Consider the following 18501-nt stretch of genomic DNA (forward strand, 5'->3'; position numbering starts at 1 on the left):
AAAACTGGTGCGGTCGAGAAGACTCGAACTTCCACGGCCTTTCGGCCACAGCGACCTCAACGCTGCGCGTCTACCAATTCCGCCACGACCGCACGTCGATTTGCCCGCCAAATCCCCGATTCTTCGGGCCCGGCAGCTGGTAGGAGGGCGCCTCTAGCAAAGCCGCTCCCCCCGCGCAACGCCCTTTTCATCAATGATCGTCGGTGCCGGCGAAGCTGAGGTTGAGTGCCTTCGATCCCTGCGGCACGCCGACCTCCGCGCTGTCGAAATCGGCCGATCCCTTCGGCGGCAGCTGGCGCACCGGCGCGTTGATCGTCCAGCCATAGACCGGGCGGCCCGCCGCGTCGCGCAGCTCGGCGCGGATGTCCGGCACGGTCTGCGGCACCTCGGTGGGATTCACGATGCGGCCGGAAACCGCGAACAGCTCGCTACCGGTCGCCAGCGTGCGACGATCGGGCTTGCGGGTCACCTGCAGCATCAGCGGACTCTGCGCCTTGTCCGCGCCGAACAGCCTGGCGAAGGCGGCAGGGCCGAACCAGGCGACCGCCCCGGCGCCGATCAGCAGCAGCAGGCCCGCCAGCACCGCCAGCACCGTCATCTGCCGCATCGGGTTGCGGCGCGGCCGGAACGGCGGCTCCGGCGCGTAGGGATCGACCTCCGGGGAATGGCGGATATCGGCGAAAGCGTCCGGTGGTGGTGGCGTCGCAATGCCGGTCGGCGGCGCACCGTAAGGGGATGGCTCGGGAGCGGCCACCGGCTCGGGCGCCGGAGGAGGAGGAGGCGCGAAGGTCGTGACGGCGGCCTCGGGCTCGATCGCCGGCGGCTCCTGAAACCAGCTATGCCGGCACGAGGCGCACCGCACCTGACGCCCGCTCACGCCGACCGAACTGTCCGGTACCAGATATCGCGTGCCGCACGCCGGGCAGGTCAGTATCATGCCTTTGTCGTCCGGCCTTTCTCGCGTGGGTTTGCGACACCTCTGGTCCGGTCTAGGACGACGGGTGGGCGGCTGGCAAGCGCCACGCTTGCCCCCCATATCGCGCATGTGCGAAAGCGGCCGTCCGAAGGTCGTCCAGAAAGGCTGAAGCGAGAGCGAATGTCCGGCATCGTGCAGTTCGAGAATGTCGGTCTCCGCTACGGAACCGGCGCCGAGACGCTGTCGGACCTGAGCTTCACGCTGGCCGCCGGCGGCTTCTATTTCCTCACCGGCCCGTCCGGCGCGGGCAAGACCTCGCTGCTCAAGATGCTGTATCTCTCGCAGCGGCCGACGCGCGGCGCGATCCGGCTGTTCGACGAGGACGTCGTGCAGCTGCGCCGCGCCCGCCTGCCCGGCTTTAGGCGGCGGATCGGCGTGGTGTTCCAGGATTTCCGGCTGATCCCGCATCTGTCCGCGTTCGACAACATCGCGCTGCCGCTGCGCATCGCGGGCGTGGACGAGCGCGATCTGGTGACGCCGGTGCGCGAGATGCTGGCCTGGGTGGGCCTCGCCGATCGCGCCTCCGCCCACCCGCCGACGCTGTCGGGCGGCGAGCAGCAGCGCGTCGCCATCGCCCGCGCGGTGATCGGCCGGCCCGAAATCCTCGTGGCGGACGAGCCGACCGGCAATGTCGATCCCGAGATGGCGGCGCGCCTGCTCCACCTGTTCGATGCGCTCAATACACTGGGCACGACGATCGTGGTCGCCACCCACGACATTCACCTTCTCTCCCGCGTCGCGTCCGCCAACGTGATGCGGCTCGATCGCGGGCGGTTGCAGGATCCCACGGGTGCGCTGCGCTACCCGCCGCGGGCGGACGGGCATTGATGATGCTGGGCGCCTCGCAGGCCGAACGGCGGCTGTTGCCCGAAGGACGGCTCGCCGGGCCGATGCCGTGGGTCATCGCGATCATGATGTTCCTCACCGCGCTGGCGGCGGCGGGCGGGCTGGCGATGGGATCGGCCGCCAACCAGCTCAGCGCCGATCTCGGCCGGCAACTGACGGTGCAGGTGATCCTCGCCGACCCCGCCGCGCGCGACCGCGAAGCGTCCGCCGCGCAACAATTGCTGGCGCACGAGAATGGCGTGATCTCCGCACGACGGCTCGGCGATCAGGAGATGCAGGCGCTGCTCCGCCCCTGGCTGGGCGATGCCGGACTGGACAAGGATCTTCCGCTCCCCGCGATGATCGACATCGACCTCTCCGACGCCGGGCGGGATCGGCTGGACCGGATCACCCAGGCGGTGAAGGCGGTCGCACCCCATGCCCGCATCGATGACCATGCCGGCTTCATCGCGCCGCTCGTCGGGCTGATCCGCTCGCTCGGGCTCCTGGCGGGCGGCATCGTGCTGATGATGGCGGGCGCCACCGCCGCCGCCGTGGTGCTGGCCGCGCGCTCCGCGCTCAACACGCACCGCCGCACCATCGACGTCATGCACATGATGGGCGCGACCGACGTGCAGGTCGCCCGCCTCTTCCAGCGCCGCATCGCTCTCGATGCGCTGTTCGGCGCGGTGGTCGGGCTGGTCGCGGCGATCGCCGTGATCCTGCTGCTGGGCCGCCGCATCGGCGAGATCGGATCGGGCATCGTCGGATCGATCTCGCTGCCGGGCCTCGCCTGGCTGGTGCTGCTCTGCCTGCCGTTGGTGGCGGGCCTGCTGGCGCTGCTCGTGGCGCGCATCACCGTGCAGCGCGCACTCGGGGAAACGCTGTGATCCGCCGGCTGATCGCGCTGCTCATCCTGCTGTGGGGACTGGGTTTCGCTGTCTTCGCCCTCACCCTGCCGCGCCCGATCGGCGACCGGCAGACCGATGCGATCGTAGTGCTGACCGGCGGCGCCGGCCGGCTCGATCGCGGCATCGACCTGCTCGCGCGGCATCAGGCGCAACGGCTGTTCGTTTCCGGCACCGATCGCACCGTGCGCAAGAAGGAGCTGGCGGTGCGCACCGGTCGGCCGGTGGCGCTGTTCGATTGCTGCGTCGATCTCGGCAAGGAATCGGTCGATACCCGTTCCAATGCCACCGAGACCGCCAAATGGCTGGAGGCTCATCACTATCGCAGCGTCCGCCTGATCACGACCGACTGGCATATGCCGCGCGCCCATTCCGACCTGAACCGCGCGTTGAAGGGCTATGACGTCACCGTGGTGCCGGACGCGATCCGCAGCCAGCCGGGCTTCATGACCTTGTTCACCGAGTATAACAAATATGTGCTGCGCCTCGTCGCCGCGCCCTTCGGCTACTGACCGATGACCCTGCTGCGCTCGCTGCTCTTCGCGTTGCTTTTCTACGCGCTGACCACCTTGATGGTGTTTCCGGGGCTGCTGGTCGCTCTCGCGAGCCGGCGCGCCATCTCCTCCTACGCGCGCGCCTGGGGCCGGATGTATCTGTGGCTGGCGCGCGTCGTGCTGGGCGTGCGAATGCGGATCGAGGGCGAGGTGCCGGCGACGGCAGTGCTGGTCGCCGCCAAGCACGAATCCGCCTACGAGACGCTGGCGCTGCTGGCACTGATCGACGACCCGATCATCGTGCTGAAACGCGAGCTGGCGGACATCCCGCTCTTCGGGCGACTGACGCGCCGCCACGGCGTGATCCCGGTCGATCGCGCGGCGAGTGCCGGCGCGCTGCGCGCCATGCTGCAGGCGGCGGACGAGGCCAAGGCGCAACATCGCGCCGTGCTGATCTTCCCCGAGGGAACGCGGGTGCCGCACGGCCGCGCCCCCAAGCTGCAGGCGGGCTTTGCCGGTCTCTACGGGCGCCTTGCTATGCCGGTGGTGCCCGTCGCAACCGACGCCGGCGTCGCCTGGCCGCGCGGGCTGGTGAAGCGGCCGGGCATGGTGACACTGCGTTTTGGCGAAACGATCCCGGTCGGCCTGCCTCGCAAGGAGATCGAGGGGGCCGTGCACACAGCGATCAACGCGCTGAACGACTGACCTTCGTCATCGCGATGCGCGCAGCGCCGTGGCGATCCACATGCCGCGCCATGGATTGCTTCGCTACGCTCGCAATGACGATGGGTTCAGTGCTTGCGCCCGAAATCGGGCGCGGGATCGTCCTGCCCCTGCTCGACGATCGAGCGGCGCACCGCGCGGGTGCGGGTGAAGAGATCGAACAGCGTATCGCCGTCTCCCCAGCGGATCGCGCGCTGGAGCATCGTCAGATCTTCGGTCAGCCGCTGGAGGATCTCCAGCACCGCCTCGCGATTGTTCAGGAACACGTCGCGCCACATCGTCGGGTCCGACGCGGCGATGCGGGTGAAGTCGCGGAAGCCGCCCGCCGAATATTTGATGACCTCGCTCTGCGTCACCTCCTCCAGATCGGAGGCCGTGCCAACGATCGTGTAGGCGATGAGATGCGGCACGTGGCTGGTGACGGCGAGGACGAGATCGTGATGCTTCGGCTCCATCACCTCGACCTGCGATCCGAACGCCTCCCAGAAAGCGCGTAGACGAGCGACCGCCGCCTCCGGGGCGCCCTCGGGCGGGGTCAGGATACAGAAGCGGCCGGCGAACAGGCTCGCGAAGCCGGCATCCGGCCCGCTGTTCTCGGTGCCGGCGACGGGATGGCCGGGGATGATCGTTGCGCTGGGCAGCTCCTCACGCAGCGCCGCCAGCACCGCCGACTTGGAGCTGCCCACATCGCTCACGATCGCGTCAGCCGGCAGATCGTCCGCGATCGCCGCCGCCACCGCGCCCATCGCGCCGACCGGCACACAGAGCATCACCAGATCGGCGTCGATCACCGCGGCGCCTGCGGTATCCGGCACGTCGTCGGCGAGATCCAGCTCGCGCACACGCTCGCGCACCGCCGGATCGGCATCGTGCAGGGTCAGCCGCACGGTCGGCATGTGCTGGCGCACCGCGCGTGCGATCGACGAGCCGATCAAGCCCAGCCCGATGATGGTGACGCGCGAGAAAGGCAGCATCAGTCCGCCGCGCCGACGATCTCACGCAGTGCGCGAATGAGTCCCTTCGTCTGCTCATCGGTGCCGACCGACATGCGAAGCCCGTGGCGCAGCCCCTGCCCCGGCAGCCAGCGCACGATGAAACCCTTCTCCATCAGCTGGGTATAGGCTTCCTCCGCGGTCGTCCGGCCCTCGAACAGCACGAGCAGGAAGTTCGCCTTGGACGGCACGGCGCGCAGGCCCGCATTGCCGATCTTGCCGATCTCGTCGGTCATCCAGCCGAGCCATTTCTCGTTGTGGAGGCGGCTCGCCTCTACGAAATCCCTGGCGTGCAGGCTGGCGATCGCGGCCTGCTGGCCTGCCGTGGTGACGTTGAAGGGCGCACGGATCTTGTGCATCGCCTGGATCACCTTGGCAGGGCCGTAACCCCAGCCGATCCGCTCCGCCGCCAGCCCGAAGATCTTGGAGAAGGTGCGCGTCACCAACACGTTGGGTGCCGACTGCGCCAGCTCGAACGCGCCGTCGTCATCTTCCAGCGAGAGATATTCGGCATAGGCCTGGTCGACCACGAACAGGCAGTCGGCGGGCAGGCCCGCGTGCAGCCGCAGCAGCTCGGAGCGCGGCAGGTAGGTGCCGGTCGGGTTATTGGGATTGGCGATGAAGACGACGCGCGTCTTGTCGGTCACCGCCGCGAGCAGGGCGTCGACGTCGGTCGCATAGCCGACGTCCGGCGCCTCTATCGGCACCGCACCGACACGCCGCGCCGCGATCGGATAGACCGAGAAGCCGTAGCGGACGAACAACACCTCGTCGCCCTGGCCCGCAAAGGCGCCGGCCGCGAGGTGGAGCACCTCGTCCGATCCGGTGCCGTGGATCACGCGGGCCGCATCCAGCCCGTAATGCGCCGCGATCGCCTCGCGCAGATCGGTCGCCCCCGCATCGGGGTAGCGATCGAGGTTCTGCGCGGCCGCAACGAACGCCTCCCGCACCTCCGGCGCGGTGCCGAGCGGATTCTCGTTGGACGAGAGCTTGGCGGCCTTCACGCCGCTGTCGGTGGTCGAGCGGCCGGGCACATAAGGCGCGATCGCTTCGATCCAGGGCTTGGGGGTGAGGATATCGGTCATGGCGATGCCCTGTAGCGGGCTTCGACCTTGGTGGAAACGGTCGAGCGCACATGCCCCGCGATGGGACAGAGGGGTGCCGGTCGTCCGTACCGGATCCACCGCTCGCGCATTACCTCCCGCACGGGGTTGCCTGTTCAGAGTTGCGTCATGGTCTTGGGTCTGTCGGCGACGAGCGTCGATCTCGTCATTCTGGGTGGCCTGCTGGTCGGGCTGGCGCAAGCGATTGCACGGCGCGATTCGGTGTGGGTCGCAGCGCTCGGCCTGCCGATCCTCCTGTGCGGCGATCATGTCGGCGTAGCGCCGGCGCTGATCGCATGGGGCTTCGCGCTCTACGCACTGGTTCTCATCGTCGGGGCGGCCACCATGCTCGCCCGGAGAGCCCATCTGCCGGGTCTTCCCACACTCCTCGCCCTTACGCTCAGCACCGCGCTGATCGCCGGCAGGGCCGACGCCCACCACTTCAGACTGGCGGTGCCGTCGCTCCACGCCCCACCCGCGATCGGCGTCCGCCTCGCCCAGCTCCTGCGAACGATTGACGCGCCCGGCCCCGCCCCCTAGCGGACGGGGCAGGATGGAGCATGACGAGCGGTTCGGACACGCGCGGAGCGTCACCCTGCCCGGGCCGCTGGCGCTCGACGGCGGGCAGGTGCTGACACCCGTCACCATCGCCTACGAAACCTATGGCACGCTGAACGCAGACGCCTCCAACGCCATCCTGATCTGCCACGCGCTGACCGGCGACCAGCATGTCGCCAGCGTCCACCCCGTCACCGGCAAGCCCGGCTGGTGGGTGCGGATGGTGGGCGAAGGCAAGCCGATCGATCCGGCCCGCCATTTCATCGTCTGCTCGAACGTCATCGGATCGTGCATGGGTTCGTCCGGCCCGGCGACGGCAGCGGCGGACGGCAATCCGTACGCAATGCGCTTCCCGGTCATCACGATCCGCGACATGGTGCGCGCGCAGGCAATGCTGCTCGATCATCTCGGCGTCCGCACGCTGACCGCCGTCGGCGGATCGATGGGCGGTATGCAGGTGCTCGAATGGGCCGCCACCTATCCCGATCGGGTGAAATCGGCGGTGATCATCGCGTCGGCGGCGCGCCATTCCGCGCAGAATATCGCCTTCCACGAGGTCGGCCGCCAGGCGATCATGGCCGACCCGAAGTGGCGCGGCGGCGATTATTACGAGAGCAACGATCCGCCCGCCGCCGGCCTCGCGGTGGCGCGGATGGCGGCGCACATCACCTACCTGTCCGAAGCCGGCCTCACCGAGAAATTCGGCCGCCAGCTGCAGGCGCGCGACGCCGTCGGCTTCGGCTTCGATGCGGACTTCCAGGTGGAAAGCTACCTGCGCCACCAGGGCCTGAGCTTCGTCGATCGCTTCGACGCCAATTCGTACCTCTACATCACCCGAGCGATGGACTATTTCGACCTCGCCGAGGAGCATGGCGGGATGCTCGCCAATGCATTCCGGGGCAGCAAGGCGCGTTTTTGCCTCGTCTCTTTCGACACCGACTGGCTCTACCCGACCCGCGAATCGCGCAGCATCGTGCAGGCGCTGAACGCTGCCGGCGCGGCGGCGAGCTTCGTCGAGCTATCCTCGCCCTACGGGCACGACGCCTTCCTGCTCGAAGCGCCCGAACTCAATCGTGTGGTGGACGGCTTCCTGAGGGCGGGCGGGCTATGAACGATCAGGCGCTCCTCGGTCTGCGCCCCGATCTGCGGATCATCGCCGACCATGTGGCGGCGGGCAGCCGCGCGCTCGACATCGGCTGCGGCGATGGCGCGCTGATGGCGGCGCTGCGCGATCATGCGGGAGTGGACGCACGTGGTATCGAGATCGACGCGACCAATGTCGCATCGGCGGTCGCGCGCGGGCTGTCGGTGGTGCAGGGCGATGCCGACGTGGACCTCGTCGGCTATCCGTCGGGCGCCTTCGACTATGCGATCCTGAGCCAGACGCTGCAGACCACCCGCGCACCCGACAAGGTGCTGGACGAGCTACTGCGGATCGGCGCCAAGGCCTTCGTATCGTTTCCGAACTTCGCTTATTGGCGGGTGCGCGCCTCGCTGCTGTGGGGCGGACGGATGCCGGTGACGCGCACGCTGCCGGTGGCGTGGTACGCGACGCCTAACATCCACCACCTGACCATCGACGACTTCCGCGCCTTCCTGAAGGAGCGCGGGATCGTCACCGAAGGCGCATGGTTCCTCAACGGCGACCGGCTGACCAGCGAATGGGCCGCCAATTTCCGCGCCGAACACGCGGTGTTCCTGATCCGGCGGTGAGGTAAAGCCCCTCCCTGAAAGGGAGGGGTTTGGGGTGGGTCGGTTTCCGTATCGAGCGAGCGCCTGCCTCAGGCGAACCCACCCCCGCCCCCTTCCCCTCCCTTTCAGGGAGGCAAGGATTATGCCCTCAGCGTCGCACCCTGCTTCGTTGCCGCCGCGACGATCTTCTCGGAAATCGCCTTGAGCGCCGCCTCGTCGAAGCTCTTGTCCGCCGGTTGCAGCACCACCTCGATGGCGAGGCTCTTCTGCCCCTCCGGCACGCCGGCGCCGGTGAAGACGTCGAACAGCGCAACCTCGGTGATCGCCTGCTTGTCAGCGCCTGCGATGGCGCGGATCAGCTTGTCGGCCTGCAATCCGGCATCGACGAGGAAGGCGAAGTCGCGTCGCACCGCCTGCAGCGCCGAGGGCGCGTAAGCGGGCCGCGCGCGACCGGCATCGCGCTTCGCCGGGATGGCATCGAGATAGATCTCCGCCGCGACCATCGGGCCTTCGACGTCGAGCGCCTTGAGCGTCTCGGGATGCAGTTCGCCGAAGGTGGCGAGGATCATCTTGGGGCCAAGGCCAAGCTGGCCCGAGCGCCCCGGATGCCAGGTCTCGCCGCCCGGCCCGATCAACTGGAGCCGATCGACCGGCGCGCCCGCCGCCGCCAGCACGGCCAGCACCTCGGCCTTGGCGTCATAGGCGTCGGCGGGGCGCGCCTTGCCGGTGCGCCAGTCGCGCGCGGCCGCATCGCCGGCGATCAGCACGGTGAGCGTCGGCCGCTCGGCATCGTCCAGATAGCGGCGGCCGAGCTCGAACAGGCGGATCGCCTTCTCGCCGCGATCGCGGTTGCGCTGCGCGGCGCGGGCAAGGCCCGGCACCAGCGAGGGGCGCATCACCTTCAGATCCTCGGAGATCGGATTGGCGAGCGTCCAGTGGCCGCCGCCGAACGGCGCGGCCTCCTTCTCGGAGAGGAAGCTCCACGTCACCGCCTCGGCGAATCCTCGCGCGGCGGCCGCGCGGCGCGCCTTGCGCTCGATCCGCTGCTCTGGCGAGGCGGTCGGCTTGGCAACGCCTTCTGCGCGAGGCAGCGGGGTGGAGGGCACCTTGTCGAGACCCTCGATCCGCACGATTTCCTCGACCAGATCGGCGGTGCCGTCGATGTCGCGGCGCCAGGTCGGGATGGTGACGGTGAAGTCGTCCGAGACGCCGAAGCCGAGCCGTTCGAGGATCGCCTTCTGCCGATCCGCCGGCACGTCGAACCCGCCCAGCGCCAGCACGCGCGCCGGATCGTAGGCCAGCGTGCGCTGCTCGACAGGAGGCGTTCCCGCGCGCGTGATCGCGCTGGGAGTACCACCACAGTGGTCGAGCACCAGCTTGGTCGCGATGGCGAGGCCGTCGTCGAGGAAGGCAGGATCGACGCCGCGCTCGAAGCGCTGGCGCGCGTCGCTGGTCAGCGCGAGCTTCTGGCCGGTCAGCGCGATGTGATCGGGATCGAAGAAGGCGCACTCGATCAGCACGTCGGTGGTCGTGTCCGACACGCCCGAATGCTCGCCGCCCATGATGCCGCCGATGTCGTGCACGGACGCGTCGTCGGCGATCACCGTCATGCTGGCGTCGAGCGTGTAGGTCTTGCCGTTGAGGGCCAGCACCTGCTCGCCATCCTTCGCCTTCCGCGCGACCAGCGCGCCGGAGAGCTTCGCCCGGTCATAGACGTGCAGCGGGCGACCGAGATCGATCGAGACGAAGTTGGTGATGTCGACCAGCACCGAGATCGGCTTCTGGCCGATCGCCTTGAGCTTGTCGGCCATCCACTTCGGCGAGGTGCCGTTGGTCAGGCCGGACACCGCCTGCGCGTAGAAAGCGGGGCAGCCCTCGGCGTCGTCGGTGCGCACATCCGGCGCGGGATCGCTGCCGGCGATCGGCGCCAGCGACTCCATGCGATAGACCTCATGCAGCGGCTTCAACGTCCCCAGCCCGAACGCCGCGAGATCGCGCGCGATGCCGCGCACGCCCATGCAGTCCTGCCGGTTCGGCGTGATTGCCACATCGAACAGCGGATCGTCGAGACCGGCCCACTCCGCATAGCTGGTGCCGACCGGCGCATCCTCGGGCAGCTCGACGATGCCGTCATGATCCTCGCCGAGCAGCAGCTCGCGGAACGAGCACATCATGCCGTTCGATTCGACGCCCCGGATCGCCGCCACCTTGAGCGTCATGTCGGGACCCGGCACCCAGGTTCCCGGCGCGCCGAAGATGCCGACGAGGCCAGCGCGCGCGTTGGGCGCCCCGCAGACCACCTGCAGCGGCCCGTCGCCGGCATCGACCGAGAGTACCTGCAGCTTGTCCGCCTGCGGATGCGGCGCGGCGGTGAGCACCTTCGCGATCCTGAACGGACGCAGTACGTCGGCGGGGTTGGAGACCTCCTCCACCTCCAGCCCGATGCGGGTAAGCGCATCGGCCACCGAAGCGGCGTCGGCGGTCGTGTCGAGATGCTCCTTGAGCCAATTGAGGGTGAACTTCATGCCCCCACTCCTCCGGAAAGGGTGGGCACGTCGAGCGCCGCGAACCCGTAGTGACGCAGCCAGCGCAGATCGCCGTCGAAGAAGGCGCGCAGGTCGTCCATGCCGTATTTGAGCATTGCCAGCCGATCGATGCCGCAACCGAAGGCGAAGCCCTGCCATTCATGGGGATCAAGCCCGCACGCAGCGATCACCTTGGGGTGGACCATGCCGGAACCGAGGATCTCCATCCAGCCGTCCGGCTCGGCGCCGCCGATGGTGCGCTTGCCCTTGACCAAAGTGTAGCCGACATCGACCTCCATCGAAGGCTCGGTGAAGGGGAAGTAGCTCGGGCGCAGGCGCAGGACGATGTCGTCGCGCTCAAAATAGGCCTTCACGAAGGTCTCGAGCGTCCATTTCAGGTGGCCGAGCGTGATGCCGCGATCGATCACCAGCCCCTCGACCTGGTGGAACATCGGCGTGTGCGTGGCGTCGCTGTCCGAGCGATAGGTGCGGCCCGGCGCGATGATGCGGATCGGCGGCGGCGTCGTCACCATCGTGCGGATCTGCACCGGCGACGTGTGCGTGCGGAGCAGCATCTTCCGGTTTTCACCGTCAACGCGGTCGAAATAGAAGGTGTCGTGCATCGCGCGCGCCGGATGTGTCTCCGGAATGTTGAGCGCGGTGAAATTGTGCCAGTCGTCCTCGATCTCCGGACCCGTGGCGACCGCGAAGCCGAGATCGGCGAAGATCTCCGCCAGTTCGTCCATCACCTGGCTGACCGGGTGGACCGAACCGCTTTGCAGCCCGGCGATCGGCAGCGACATGTCGATCGTCTCGGAGGCGAGCCGTTGATCGAGCAGCGCGCGATCCATCGCCGCCTTGCGCTCGCCGATGGCGTTACTCACCGCCTCGCGCAGCCCCTGGATGCGCGGCCCCTGCACCTGCCGCTCCTCGGGCGCCATGCCGCCGAGCGTCTTGAGCAGCGCGGTCACGCTCCCCTGCTTGCCGAGCGCGCCAACGCGCGCCGCCTCCAGCGCCTCGGGCGTGTCGGCGGCGGCGATGGCGCCGAGCAGGTCGCCCTGCAGCTGTTCGATGTCAGTCATGTCGCGATCCTCGCATGTCGAGCGCGGCGATAGCGGCGCAAGCGCGCAGCGCCAAGCCGTCGCGTCAGAACAGCTTGCGCCCGACCCAGCGGACACCCTGGACCACGAGCACCCAGCTGAGCAGAGCCGCCCACATCCACGCAATGCCGAGCAGCACCGATCCGACTTCGTGCGAGATTGGCCAGATCAGCAGGCCGGGCACGAACGGCGCCAGATAGAGTGTTGCCACCCAGCGCCAGAAATTGGAACGCAACCAGACCAGGGTGCGCTTCCACTTTTCCTGCAACGCGCGATAGCGCTGACGGAGCTGGCCCAACCGGCTCTGGTCGCGCGCATGGAGATAGGTGCGCCAGGCCGTCAGCGCCTCGCGGGGGAATTCGGCCTGCAAGGAGCGGCGCTGGGTGGATATCTTGGCGAGGAAGGCGACGGCTTCCTGCCGCTCGGCCGGTCGCCAGCGCAGCCGGCCGCCATCGGGCGGCGCCTGCAGCAGACGATAGGCTTTGTGGTAGGATGCGGTCGGCGCCCGCACATGGCGATCGAAGAACACCACATCCTCGTAACGCTCCATCACCTGGCGGATGACGAGCGGGCAATTCCATTGCCGCATCGTCTCCACCCATCCGAAATGAAGGATGACCAGATCGAGCATCGCATTGGTGCGCGGAATGCCGCGTACGATGGTGTTCGCCATCCAGCTTTCGACCGCATTGCGCCGGCCGACATGTTCGAGATCGGGGCTTTGAAGCATCCGCTCCGTGATCGCGCGGACATCCTCGAAAATCTCCTCCCGCGGCCGATCGCCGAAGACGAGACGCTGGAGCCGCATCGCATCCTCGTCGAGCTGCGACGGCGCCGGCTGCGGCTCTACGGGCGCTTCGTCTGCTGCCGGGGAGGGCGGCGGAGGCGGAGGCGCCGCCGCGACCGCCGCCGGGGCGCGTCGCGCGTGCATCCGCGCCTGATCGAAGGCGGCGCGCAGCGCGATGAAGGCATCGCGATCGGTTTCCTCGTCGATCGTCTTGAGCTTCGTCGAATAGGCACGGCGGATTGCGTCGATATCGCCGGTCGGCGCGATCCCCAGTTCCGCCCAGATGCCGCCGCTCACAGGAAGCGCTCGCCCTCGATCGAATCGAGGATCCCGGCCAGTTCCGCCCGTGCCGTGTCGATCGCGTGCGGATCCTGCCGTTCGAGCACCGCCTGGAACTGCAGGATGACTTTTCCGATCCATTCGCGCCGATCGCCGAGCAGATCGGCATAGCAACGCTCGGCCCGCGCCAGCACGGCGGCATTGGCCGCATCCTCGCGCGGATGGTGCTTGAGCGCGGCCAGCGCCGCGCGGCGCTCGGCGAGGCTCGCGACACCCCGCCCCTCCTCGTCCTGATCGTGGATCACCAACTGGCGCGTCTCACCGGTATCGGGCAGCGTCACGTCCACTTCCAGCAACCCGCTGACGTCATAGCTGAAGCGACATTCGAGCGAGACGTGCCCGGCCGGGCGCGGCGGCACCGGCACGTCGATTTCGCCGAGACCGATATTGCCCGCCACCTCGCGGGCCTCGCCCTGATAGATTTTCACCTGCACGCGACGCTGGTTGTCCTGCATGGTGTGAAACATCTTGGCGCGGCTCGCCGGGATCACCGTGTTGCGCTCTATGATCGGGGAGAAGAGGCCGGTCTGCACCGATCCGTCCGGCAAACGCTCCGCCATCTCGATGCCAAGCGTGAACGGGCAGACGTCGGTCAGCCGCACTTCCTTCAGCGCGACATCCCTGGATCGCAGCCCGGCGAGTACCGCCGCCCCCAGGGCCACGGCATGGTCGGGATGGACGCCGGTCGCGGGAAAGCGACCGAACATGCGCGTGACGGCGCGGCGCACCACCGGCATCCGGGTGGCGCCGCCGACCATCACGATCTCGCTCAACCGTTCACTGTCGAGCCCCGAATCGCGCATCGCACGCAGCACCGGATCGCGTAGCCGCTGGACCAGCGGCTCGACCCGCTGCTCGAATTCGGCAGTGGCGACGGTCAGCTCGTGACGCTCTCCATCCCAGCTGAAGCCGAAGATGGCCTCGTCCGCCCCACTGAGCGCACGGCGGCAACGCTCGGCAGCGGCACGCAGCTGCTCGTCCAGCCGGGCCTGTTCGTCGGCGCGCAGCTTGCGCGGCAACGCATCGCCCAGCTGGTCGCGCACCAGCGCGACCAGTGCCTCGTTGAAGTCCTCACCGCCCAGCCGGTTATCACCGGCCGACGCGCGCACCTCGACGATGCCGTCGAAGATCTCGACGATCGAGACGTCGAACGTTCCGCCACCCAGATCGAAGACCAGGAAAGGCTCGCGATCGGCGCGATCGAAGATGCCGTAGGCCAGCGCCGCCGCGGTCGGCTCGTTGACCAGCCGCTCGACCCTGAGGCCGGCGAGTTCGCCCGCCCGGCGCGTAGCCTTGCGCTGCTTGTCGTTGAAATAGGCCGGCACGGTGATGATCGCGCCGGTCACCGTCTCACCGGACCACGCCTCGGCATCGGCCTTGAGGCTGGAGAGGACGAGCGCGGACAGATCCTCGGGCGAAAAGGCACGCTTGCCCAGCACCGCCTTGCGGGACGTGCCCATCAGCCGCTTGAAGGCGGTGGCGGTGCGATCCGGATGCGAGGCCTGCCGCTCGCGCGCCGCCATGCCGACGAGCACCGCGCCATCGTCACCCAGGCTCACCGCCGACGGCGTCAACAGATCGCCCAGCGCATTGGGAACGAGCACTGGCGCGCCATCACGAAACATCGCGATCGCGCTGTTGGTCGTTCCAAGATCGATTCCGACTAGCAAAGCCGCCCCACGCAAAACCCCGTCGCGGGTTTAGCGGCTCGTTGCACAAAGAAAAGGGCGCGGAAGCCGAGGCCGCCGCGCCCTTCGCTTATCTCATACGATCCGGCTTACGCCGCGACGCGCGCGCCCTCGGGGAGAGCGGCCTTCGCCTGCGCGATGATCGCCTTGAAGGCCTCGCCCTCGTGCATGGCGATGTCGGCGAGGACCTTCCGGTCCAGCTCGACGCCGGCCAGCTTCAGGCCGTGCATGAACACGCCGTAGGTCAGGCCCTCGGCGCGCACCGCCGCGTTGATACGCTGGATCCAGAGCGCACGGAACGAGCGCTTCTTCACCTTGCGGTCGCGATAGGCGTACTGGCCGGCCTTCTCGACGGCCTGGCGGGCGATGCGGATCGTGTTCTTGCGACGGCCGCGATAGCCCTTCGCCTGATCGAGAATCCGGGTGTGCTTGGCGCGGGTCGTAGTACCCCGCTTCACGCGTGCCATAGTCTAAGCCTCCCTCAGTTCAGGCCGTAGGGGGCCCAGAGCTTCACGCGGGCCGTATCGGCCTCGGCGAGCACGGTGGTGCCACGGTTGGTGCGGATATACTTGGCATTGTGCGAAATCAGGCGGTGGCGCTTGCCGGCCACGCCATGCTTCACCTTGCCGGTGGCGGTGAGCTTGAAGCGCTTCTTCACGCCGCTCTTGGTCTTCAGCTTGGGCATTTTCGACTCCTTATGATGTCGATTGCGAGTCGGCCACGGCAGCCCTTTTAGCCGGACGACCCCTCGATCGAAGCGCGCGCCTATAAGGAGAAAGCCGGCAGCACGCAAGGACCGAAAGGAACCGCGCCGCGATTCCGGCCGTTTCTTGGCCCCGTGAACATGGAGCAACCCGCCCCGGCCGACCCGGTCGTCCCCAACCCGCCGCCTCCGCCGGCCGGACCGCGCCGGATGCGCTGGAGCGCGCCGATTGGCATCGGGCTGTCGATCATCGCCATCTTCATCGGCCTGATCGTGCTGGCCTGGGCGATCCTGTTCATCACCAAGGGCCGTTTCCTGAAAGCCCGGTTCGAGAATATCGCCTCCAGCCTGTCCGAACGGCAGGTGAAGGTCGCGGGCGACTTCCAGCTCTATTTCGATCCGATCAACGTGAAGTTCGTGGCGGACGGTCTGTCGGTCTCCAACCCGAGCTGGGCGTCGAAACCCAATTTCCTGACCGCCGGGCATATCGATACGCGAATCTCCACGATCCGCCTGATCTTTGGCGCCAAACATGCGCGCTGGCTGAACCTCGACGGCGCGGCGGTCGACGTCGAATGGGACAAGAGCCATACCCACAACACCTGGACGTTCGGCGATCCCGACAAGAAGGGCGAACCGTTCAAGATGCCGACCATCGAGCGCGCGACGGTGACAGGCGCCACGGTTCGGTATCGCGACCCGCAAATGCAGCTTTACACCGACCAGTCGATCGACACGGTGCAGTCCACCGGCACGCGGATCGACAACGCCATCCGCTTCCACGGATCGGGGACGCTGCGCGGCCATGCCGTCACCAATTCCGGGGCGCTGCTATCTCCGAACGAAACGGTCGCAATGGGTCGGACGCGGTTCCAGCTGACCGTCGATGGTGCGCGCACCCATGCCGAGGCGACAGGCACCCTTCCCGCCGCCACCCAGATCGACGGTGCCGACATGGACTTCACGGTCAGCGGCCCCAATGCGCGCGAGCTGTTCGATCTGATCAATGTCGCGATCCCCGATACCCGCACTTATCGGTTCAGTTCCCACCTGCGGAAGGATGGCGGGGCGTGGCGCTTCTGGAACCTGCGCGGTCACTTCGGCGATAGCGATCTTGCCGGCGACATGACCATCCTGATGCCGAACGGCCGGTTGAAGCTGGTCGCGGGCCTTCATTCGCAGAAGGTCGATATCATCGATATCGGGCCGTTTATCGGCTACGATCCCCACGCCCTCGCCACCAAGGGCGCGACGGCGGCGGCCACCACGCAGGGCAAGGCCGACCATCCGCGCATCCTGCCTGACGCGCCGCTCCGCAGCGAGGCGATCAAGCTGTTCGATGCGCGCGTCGATTATGCCGTCAAGACGATCCGCGCGCCGCATCTTCCGGTCTCGAACGTTCATGCGACTCTCGATCTCGATCATAACCTGATGAAGATCTCGCCGCTGACCATGGACATCGTGGGCGCTGGCAAGCTGGCCGCCGACATCGCGCTCAACGCGCGCGTGCCCGCCGTGGTGACCGATTACGACATCCGCCTGTCGCCCACCCCGCTCGGCGCGCTGATGAAGGGCTTCGGCCTCAAGGATGCCGGCACCACCGGCACGATCAAGGCGCGGATCAAGATGACCGGCACCGGAGATTCGGTGCGCAAGTCGCTCGCCACATCCAACGGGCGGATCGCGATCAGCCTGCCGGCCGGCACGTTCTGGACCAGCTATGCCCAGCTCGCCGAGTTCGACGTCGGCGTGTTCGTGCAGAAGCTGCTGCAGGACAAGCTGAAGAAGCCGATCCACATCAATTGCGGCCTGATCGCCTTCACCGTGAAGGACGGCATCGCCGCCGCCGATCCGATCCTGATCGACACCGACAAGAATCTGATGGCGGCGAGGGGCGGCTTCAGCTTCCGCGACGAATCGATGAACCTGCAGTTCCGCGCCGACGCCAAGAAGTTCTCGGCCTTCTCCGGCCAGAGTCCGGTCGGCATCGGCGGCTATTTCGCAGCGCCCAGGATCCGGATCATCTCGCCGCAGCTGCTGGCGCGCGGCGGAGCGGCGGTTGCGCTCGGCATACTGACCCCGCCGGCGGCGATCCTCGCCTTCATCGATCCGGGTGATGCCAAGAGCGCGGCCTGCGGCCCGGTGCTCGCCGGTGACACCGCCGCACAGCAACATTCGACCAAGGGCAAGCCGCTCAAGCTGCTGGGCACCAAGAACGATAACAAGGCGGAGGCCGCGAAGCCCAAGGACAAAAAGTTCCTCGGGATCTTCTAGCCGGAAAGACGCTCCAGCACCGGCTCCAGCAGCCGCGCGTCGCCAAGCGCCACAACGCGCCCGTCGCTGTCGCGGTCGAGCGGACGACCCTGCCAGTCGCGCATGACCCCGCCCGCGCCTTCCACCACCGGCACCAGCGCCGCGAAATCGTAGAGCTTCAGGTTGGCCTCGATCACGCCGTCGAGCTGGCCCAGTGCGACGAGCCCGTAATTGTAGCAATCGCCGCCCCAGATGGCGTCGCGCGCGTCTGTGGTGACGCGCATATAGGCCTCCAGCTCCTCCGGGCCGAACGCCGCCGGGGCGGTACTGCCGAATCGGGCCTCGGCCAGCTCGGCGCAGTGCCGCACGCCCGCGATACCGTCGTTGAAGCGCGTCTTGCGGCCCGCCGCGCCGATCCAGCGCTCGCCCAGGATCGGCTGGTCGATCACGCCGAGCACCGGCTTGCCGCCTTCCAGCAGCGCGATCAGCGTGCCGAATAGCGGCCGCCCGGTGACGAAGGCGCGCGTGCCGTCGATCGGATCGAGCACCCAAAGGCGATCGGCATCGCCGCGCACCACGCCATATTCCTCGCCGAAGATTCCGTCCTGGGGGCGTTCGGCCTCGATGATCGCGCGCATCGCCGCCTCGGCGGCGCGATCGGCCTCGGTAACGGGCGAGGCATCCGCCTTCTGCTCCAGATCGAAGCGCGCACGGAAGAAGGGGCGGATCGCGGCGCCGGCCGCGTCGGCGAGGCGCTCGGCCAGGCGGATATCGTCGTCGGTCATGCCGCCAGCCGTAGCGGAAGCCCGCCATGGGGCGCTAGATGGGCGCGAAG

Annotated in this window: 18 protein-coding genes and 1 tRNA gene; 8 read left to right on the forward strand and 11 right to left on the reverse strand. The window is 68.0% G+C overall.

Translation table 11 applies throughout. The annotated features are described in order from the left end of the window. Nucleotides 1–5: 5 nt before the first annotated feature. Both QGN17_RS15240 and QGN17_RS15245 read right to left on the reverse strand, forming a co-directional pair. Nucleotides 6–92 (reverse strand) — tRNA-Leu (locus QGN17_RS15240). Between the two features lie 98 nt (nucleotides 93–190). Then, a complete protein-coding gene (locus tag QGN17_RS15245) occupies nucleotides 191–937 on the reverse strand; it encodes a zinc-ribbon domain-containing protein (protein WP_281045446.1) in 747 nt (248 codons plus the stop codon). 159 nt (nucleotides 938–1096) lie between these two features. On the opposite strand from QGN17_RS15245, the gene ftsE reads away from it, so the two are divergent. The 4 genes from ftsE to QGN17_RS15265 are packed head-to-tail and all read left to right on the forward strand — an operon-like array spanning nucleotide 1097 to nucleotide 3908. Beyond that, nucleotides 1097–1804: a cell division ATP-binding protein FtsE gene (gene ftsE / locus QGN17_RS15250; RefSeq protein WP_281045447.1), complete on the forward strand. Its 708-nt coding sequence runs from the start codon at nucleotides 1097–1099 to the stop codon at nucleotides 1802–1804. Further along, nucleotides 1804–2691 carry a cell division protein FtsX gene (locus tag QGN17_RS15255; RefSeq protein ID WP_281045448.1) on the forward strand — a complete coding sequence of 296 codons (888 nt, stop codon included), beginning with the start codon at nucleotides 1804–1806 and terminating at the stop codon, nucleotides 2689–2691. Before ftsE ends, QGN17_RS15255 begins: the two co-directional genes overlap by 1 nt. Continuing rightward, nucleotides 2688–3221, forward strand: coding sequence for a YdcF family protein (locus QGN17_RS15260; protein ID WP_281045449.1), 534 nt, complete (start codon nucleotides 2688–2690; stop codon nucleotides 3219–3221). The genes QGN17_RS15255 and QGN17_RS15260 overlap by 4 nt, the downstream gene beginning before the upstream one ends. A 3-nt stretch (nucleotides 3222–3224) precedes the next feature. Then, nucleotides 3225–3908: a lysophospholipid acyltransferase family protein gene (locus QGN17_RS15265; RefSeq protein ID WP_281045450.1), complete on the forward strand. Its 684-nt coding sequence runs from the start codon at nucleotides 3225–3227 to the stop codon at nucleotides 3906–3908. Between the two features lie 86 nt (nucleotides 3909–3994). Here QGN17_RS15265 and QGN17_RS15270 read toward each other — a convergent pair whose 3' ends face one another. Both QGN17_RS15270 and hisC read right to left on the reverse strand, forming a co-directional pair. Beyond that, nucleotides 3995–4900 carry a prephenate/arogenate dehydrogenase family protein gene (locus QGN17_RS15270; protein WP_281045451.1) on the reverse strand — a complete coding sequence of 302 codons (906 nt, stop codon included), beginning with the start codon at nucleotides 4898–4900 and terminating at the stop codon, nucleotides 3995–3997. Continuing rightward, the gene (gene hisC, locus QGN17_RS15275; RefSeq protein WP_281045452.1) at nucleotides 4900–6003 is read right to left on the reverse strand and encodes a histidinol-phosphate transaminase; all 1104 of its coding nucleotides are present in this window, start codon (nucleotides 6001–6003) and stop codon (nucleotides 4900–4902) included. The genes QGN17_RS15270 and hisC overlap by 1 nt, the downstream gene beginning before the upstream one ends. 147 nt (nucleotides 6004–6150) lie before the next feature. Here hisC and QGN17_RS15280 point away from each other — a divergent pair, with 147 nt between their 5' ends. The 3 genes from QGN17_RS15280 to metW are packed head-to-tail and all read left to right on the forward strand — an operon-like array spanning nucleotide 6151 to nucleotide 8292. Continuing rightward, entirely contained in the window at nucleotides 6151–6561 is a 411-nt protein-coding gene (locus tag QGN17_RS15280; protein ID WP_281045453.1) for a hypothetical protein, read from the forward strand. Between the two features lie 13 nt (nucleotides 6562–6574). Continuing rightward, nucleotides 6575–7690, forward strand: a complete 1116-nt coding sequence (gene metX, locus QGN17_RS15285) for a homoserine O-acetyltransferase MetX (RefSeq protein WP_281045454.1) — start codon at nucleotides 6575–6577, stop codon at nucleotides 7688–7690. Further along, complete coding sequence (gene metW, locus QGN17_RS15290; protein WP_281045455.1) at nucleotides 7687–8292, forward strand: methionine biosynthesis protein MetW; 606 nt, start codon at nucleotides 7687–7689, stop codon at nucleotides 8290–8292. Before metX ends, metW begins: the two co-directional genes overlap by 4 nt. 119 nt (nucleotides 8293–8411) lie before the next feature. Here the strand turns inward: metW and pheT are convergent, their stop codons facing one another. The 6 genes from pheT to rpmI all read right to left on the reverse strand — a co-directional run bounded on the left by pheT (nucleotide 8412) and on the right by rpmI (nucleotide 15395). Then, nucleotides 8412–10796 carry a phenylalanine--tRNA ligase subunit beta gene (pheT, locus tag QGN17_RS15295; RefSeq protein ID WP_281045456.1) on the reverse strand — a complete coding sequence of 795 codons (2385 nt, stop codon included), beginning with the start codon at nucleotides 10794–10796 and terminating at the stop codon, nucleotides 8412–8414. Further along, a complete protein-coding gene (gene pheS / locus QGN17_RS15300) occupies nucleotides 10793–11878 on the reverse strand; it encodes a phenylalanine--tRNA ligase subunit alpha (RefSeq protein WP_281045457.1) in 1086 nt (361 codons plus the stop codon). The genes pheT and pheS overlap by 4 nt, the downstream gene beginning before the upstream one ends. Before the next feature lie 64 nt (nucleotides 11879–11942). After that, nucleotides 11943–12980 carry a hypothetical protein gene (locus QGN17_RS15305; protein ID WP_281045458.1) on the reverse strand — a complete coding sequence of 346 codons (1038 nt, stop codon included), beginning with the start codon at nucleotides 12978–12980 and terminating at the stop codon, nucleotides 11943–11945. Next, the gene (locus tag QGN17_RS15310; protein ID WP_313790164.1) at nucleotides 12977–14707 is read right to left on the reverse strand and encodes an Hsp70 family protein; all 1731 of its coding nucleotides are present in this window, start codon (nucleotides 14705–14707) and stop codon (nucleotides 12977–12979) included. Before QGN17_RS15310 ends, QGN17_RS15305 begins: the two co-directional genes overlap by 4 nt. Before the next feature lie 92 nt (nucleotides 14708–14799). Beyond that, nucleotides 14800–15177 (reverse strand): 50S ribosomal protein L20, encoded by a 378-nt coding sequence (gene rplT / locus QGN17_RS15315; RefSeq protein ID WP_110155310.1) that lies wholly within the window; start codon nucleotides 15175–15177, stop codon nucleotides 14800–14802. Between the two features lie 14 nt (nucleotides 15178–15191). Beyond that, complete coding sequence (gene rpmI / locus QGN17_RS15320; protein ID WP_022692209.1) at nucleotides 15192–15395, reverse strand: 50S ribosomal protein L35; 204 nt, start codon at nucleotides 15393–15395, stop codon at nucleotides 15192–15194. A 159-nt stretch (nucleotides 15396–15554) separates the two neighbouring features. Between rpmI and QGN17_RS15325 the strand changes: the two genes are divergently transcribed. Beyond that, nucleotides 15555–17687, forward strand: a complete 2133-nt coding sequence (locus QGN17_RS15325; protein ID WP_281045460.1) for an AsmA family protein — start codon at nucleotides 15555–15557, stop codon at nucleotides 17685–17687. Here the strand turns inward: QGN17_RS15325 and hisN are convergent. Then, nucleotides 17684–18451 carry a histidinol-phosphatase gene (gene hisN, locus QGN17_RS15330; RefSeq protein ID WP_281045461.1) on the reverse strand — a complete coding sequence of 256 codons (768 nt, stop codon included), beginning with the start codon at nucleotides 18449–18451 and terminating at the stop codon, nucleotides 17684–17686. The two genes, QGN17_RS15325 and hisN, sit on opposite strands and share 4 nt — an antisense overlap. Between the last annotated feature and the right edge of the window lie 50 nt (nucleotides 18452–18501).

The sequence above is a fragment of the Sphingomonas oryzagri genome (assembly GCF_029906645.1).
GTDB classification, from domain to species: Bacteria; Pseudomonadota; Alphaproteobacteria; order Sphingomonadales; family Sphingomonadaceae; genus Solisphingomonas; species Solisphingomonas oryzagri.

Coding starts and splice junctions, on each gene's coding strand:
- QGN17_RS15245 (WP_281045446.1), bottom strand. CDS start 937: ATGATACTGACCTGCCCGGCGTGCGGCACGCGATATCTGGTACCGGAC.
- ftsE (WP_281045447.1), top strand. CDS start 1,097: ATGTCCGGCATCGTGCAGTTCGAGAATGTCGGTCTCCGCTACGGAACC.
- QGN17_RS15255 (WP_281045448.1), top strand. CDS start 1,804: ATGATGCTGGGCGCCTCGCAGGCCGAACGGCGGCTGTTGCCCGAAGGA.
- QGN17_RS15265 (WP_281045450.1), top strand. CDS start 3,225: ATGACCCTGCTGCGCTCGCTGCTCTTCGCGTTGCTTTTCTACGCGCTG.
- QGN17_RS15270 (WP_281045451.1), bottom strand. CDS start 4,900: ATGCTGCCTTTCTCGCGCGTCACCATCATCGGGCTGGGCTTGATCGGC.
- hisC (WP_281045452.1), bottom strand. CDS start 6,003: ATGACCGATATCCTCACCCCCAAGCCCTGGATCGAAGCGATCGCGCCT.
- QGN17_RS15280 (WP_281045453.1), top strand. CDS start 6,151: ATGGTCTTGGGTCTGTCGGCGACGAGCGTCGATCTCGTCATTCTGGGT.
- metX (WP_281045454.1), top strand. CDS start 6,575: ATGGAGCATGACGAGCGGTTCGGACACGCGCGGAGCGTCACCCTGCCC.
- metW (WP_281045455.1), top strand. CDS start 7,687: ATGAACGATCAGGCGCTCCTCGGTCTGCGCCCCGATCTGCGGATCATC.
- pheT (WP_281045456.1), bottom strand. CDS start 10,796: ATGAAGTTCACCCTCAATTGGCTCAAGGAGCATCTCGACACGACCGCC.
- pheS (WP_281045457.1), bottom strand. CDS start 11,878: ATGACTGACATCGAACAGCTGCAGGGCGACCTGCTCGGCGCCATCGCC.
- rplT (WP_110155310.1), bottom strand. CDS start 15,177: ATGGCACGCGTGAAGCGGGGTACTACGACCCGCGCCAAGCACACCCGG.
- rpmI (WP_022692209.1), bottom strand. CDS start 15,395: ATGCCCAAGCTGAAGACCAAGAGCGGCGTGAAGAAGCGCTTCAAGCTC.
- QGN17_RS15325 (WP_281045460.1), top strand. CDS start 15,555: ATGGAGCAACCCGCCCCGGCCGACCCGGTCGTCCCCAACCCGCCGCCT.
- hisN (WP_281045461.1), bottom strand. CDS start 18,451: ATGACCGACGACGATATCCGCCTGGCCGAGCGCCTCGCCGACGCGGCC.